Annotated in this window: 3 protein-coding genes and 1 pseudogene; 2 read left to right on the top strand and 2 right to left on the bottom strand. The window is 61.1% G+C overall.

Annotation, left to right across the window (positions count from 1 at the left end):
• Positions 1-42: 42 nt before the first annotated feature.
• The gene (locus AX702_RS20400) at positions 43-1,221 is read right to left on the bottom strand and encodes a DDE-type integrase/transposase/recombinase (RefSeq protein WP_331710432.1); all 1,179 of its coding nucleotides are present in this window, start codon (positions 1,219-1,221) and stop codon (positions 43-45) included.
• Here AX702_RS20400 and AX702_RS20405 point away from each other — a divergent pair.
• Entirely contained in the window at positions 1,156-1,749 is a 594-nt protein-coding gene (locus tag AX702_RS20405) for a recombinase family protein (RefSeq protein WP_007406866.1), read from the top strand. The genes AX702_RS20400 and AX702_RS20405 overlap by 66 nt on opposite strands.
• Positions 1,746-2,540 (top strand): hypothetical protein, encoded by a 795-nt coding sequence (locus AX702_RS22275; protein ID WP_130119994.1) that lies wholly within the window; start codon positions 1,746-1,748, stop codon positions 2,538-2,540. The genes AX702_RS20405 and AX702_RS22275 overlap by 4 nt, the downstream gene beginning before the upstream one ends.
• A gap of 275 nt (positions 2,541-2,815) precedes the next feature.
• On the opposite strand, the pseudogene AX702_RS20410 reads toward AX702_RS22275, so the two are convergent.
• Positions 2,816-3,062: pseudogene (locus AX702_RS20410) on the bottom strand (TetR/AcrR family transcriptional regulator); the annotation flags it as partial.

Below are 3,062 nucleotides of genomic sequence, written 5' to 3' on the forward strand. Positions count from 1 at the left end.
GGCGTTGAAGAGACCCTTTAGCGTACGTTTTCGACCATCCTCTCACCGGTCCCCATTATAGGTCGAGATGATCCAGGCGCCGATCGCCGCGTCCAGTTCGGCCAGTGAAAGGGCCGGTGGGGATACCGTCTTGCCGGCGCGCAGGTTGCCGGGGAGTTCGGCCAGCAGTTCGGTGTTGATGGTCCGGAACAGCCGCTCGATCTTGCCACGCCCCTGCGGACGGGCGACGGCTGAGTAGATCAGCCTGATACGCAGATCGGCCGCGGCCTGTTCGAGGTGGAGGCTGGTGAAGTCCGATCCGTGATCGACGTGCAGCACATCGGGAATGCCGCACACCGGCCATGCCGGATCGGCCTTGCGCCAGATGGCCTGGCGCAGCGCGAGCGACGTATTGAGCGCGGATGGCGCGCCGAGAAACACCATGTAGCCTGCGATCACGCGGGAATGATCGTCCACCACCGTCGTCAGCCACGGCCGTGTCGGCCTGCCACGAGCATCGAGGATGAGGATGTCGAGTTCGGTGTGGTCGGCCTGCCAGATCGCGTTCGGGCGATCGGCGCGATGACGATGGACCATCTCGTATTTGTCGCGGAAAGCGGCAGCGCCCTCATGCGCGAGCGTCAGCATCGCAGGATCGATCCGGCGCACGATATCGCGAACGCTGCCGTAGGACGGCGTGTGCCATCCATATTCGCTAGCGACATGCACAACGCGACGATGGATGGTTGCGATCGAGGCCGGCGGCTTCGTCAGCGCCATGCCCTGGATCAGTTGGACCAGACCGTCCGGGAACGTCCGTGTGCCAGCTTCCGGACGAAGCGGCCGCGCGAGGCCCATTGGACCGTTGGCGGTATAGCGAGCGAGCCATCGCTGGACGGTGCGCAGCGAAACACCGGCATCGGCCGCGACTTTGGCCAGCGACGCGCCACCATGCAGATGGGCGCGAAGTGCCGCCATTCGCCGCGCCACCTCCGCGCCTCCTGTCTCCGATCTTCGACCATCCGCCATGGTGATCGCCCCCTGTCCGATAGAGGATCGTTCAGCGGACTCGGCCGGTCGATCTCCAACAGCACGGAAAGCGGCCGAAAGCCGAGTCTCACATAGATGGTACCATATGTTTTGCGGTGATGGGGCCTTATACGTTACACTCCGGCTATGACGCACACGCTGATCGGCTATGCCCGCTGCTCGACCGACAAACAGGACCTTGCCGCCCAGCATGACGCGCTGCTCAAGCTCGGGGTGGCGGCCGATCGCATCTACACCGACAAGGGGCTCACCGGCACGAACCGGGATCGCCCCGGCCTCGACCAAGCACTAGCCGCAGTACGAAGCGGCGACACGCTGGTAGTGCCCAAGCTTGACCGGCTCGCGCGATCAGTTCCGGACGCGCGCGCGATCGGGGACGGCCTTGCTGCCCGTGGGGTGAAGCTACAGCTTGGTGCCAGCGTCCACGATCCGGCTGACCCGATGGGTAAGCTGTTCTTCAACATCCTTGCCACCTTTGCCGAGTTCGAGGCGGACCTCATCAAGCTCCGCACCCGCGAGGGCATGGCGGTCGCCCGCGCTAAGGGGAAGCTGCGTGGGAAGAAGCCCAAGCTGTCCGATCGGCAGCAGAAGGAGCTTCGTCGCATGTACGATACCGACGACTACTCGATCAGCGACCTCGCCGAGCTGTTCTCGATTTCCCGGCCGACCGTTTATCGAACGCTCGGCAGGCATGCTGCCACAGCGGCGGCAGCGGCATGAATCTCACCGAACAACAAGATGCGAGTAGTGCTCGCCGCTTCGACTTCATCCTTCGCCAAGGGCTGTGGCTGGTTTCACTTCTAGCATCCATCACGCTGCCCGTTGTTTACTTTTCACGTCCGTTTGCGCCGGTTACACCCGGCCTCACCAGTATTCTCGGTTGGGGTAGCCTCTTAGGCGTGATAGCTGGCTTGGGGTCTGCGGCTTTTTATGTTCCTCTGATGCGGCGTCAGTCTACCATTGGCCGCATCGGTTATTGGCTTACCTCGGCCATGATGGGTGCTTTCGCCGGTTGGGCAGCACTGGGTCTGCTGAATGACCGTGGTGGCACCCCTCTCGGAGATGTCGAACTGCCGATCGCCCGCGTCGAGCAGGCAGGTGATCAGTTCAGCATTTATACTATGCTACCTTCCTCACCCTCAAATATTATGCGGATATCATCGACCGAAATCATTGGCCTTCCTGTTGCCGGCCAATGCCTGTTCGGCAGATTGCGACGTGGTCTGTTCGCGGCTTCCTGGCTGTCGCGCCTTTCGGTTACGTCATGTTCGGCAAAGCGAGGTGAAGCAGGAACGAACGTGCTGATGCCGATAAATCGATGGATGGACTGGCGCTGGCACAAACCACGATCCTTCAGGCTGGACGGATCTCACCAAGCCTATGATGAGGCCCTTCCTCAGAGCGCAACGTGCCGGACCGAGCGGGAAAGCTGGCTTTATCAGTGCTTCCCCAAAGGAGCAGGCCGCAGGAGGCGACAATCAGTGATGTCACTTCGTGACATTTACCGCTGAAAGCTACACCTGAGGAAAAGAGAACCGGTTTTCTCATAAAGACCGGACCAAAGACGGGGTGAGGCTCAAGACGACAATGCACTAACTATCAACCCGGACCACCCGGTGGGGGCTGCTCACTTCTCAAAACTCATCTCACGTGCCTAACACGACGGATCGCAATCGAGAATGTGTTTTGATACACGCTCCGCACCTGCTAGACGTTCTCACATGGGCGCGGATCAAAATCGATCGTGGCTGTTGAAAAACAGGCTGCTGGGATCTCGCTTGGACGATCAAACCGCAGCCGGCCATCGATCGAGTGCCATTTCGGCGATGGAGAGAAGTTCGTTGATCGTAGCGCCGTCGCGCGCTTGAACGGACATGCCTTCCATGACCGTATTGATGAATTTGCCTAGGACGGCCGGATCAGTATCGGCCGCAAGCTCGCCCTGCGCGGCGCCCCGATGTAAACGCTCGATCAGGATGGCCTCCGCCGCGATGCGCTTGTCGCGCAGCAGGCATTCGATGGCGGCGGACGCC

Origin of the sequence: Sphingomonas sp. CCH5-D11, from assembly GCF_001557395.1 — a bacterium.
Taxonomy (GTDB): domain Bacteria; phylum Pseudomonadota; class Alphaproteobacteria; order Sphingomonadales; family Sphingomonadaceae; genus Sphingomonas.

Excerpts from the sequence above, each read along its gene's own strand:
- AX702_RS22275 (WP_130119994.1), top strand. The coding sequence starts at position 1,746 with ATGAATCTCACCGAACAACAAGATGCGAGTAGTGCTCGCCGCTTCGAC.
- AX702_RS20405 (WP_007406866.1), top strand. The coding sequence starts at position 1,156 with ATGACGCACACGCTGATCGGCTATGCCCGCTGCTCGACCGACAAACAG.
- AX702_RS20400 (WP_331710432.1), bottom strand. The coding sequence starts at position 1,221 with ATGCTGGGCGGCAAGGTCCTGTTTGTCGGTCGAGCAGCGGGCATAGCC.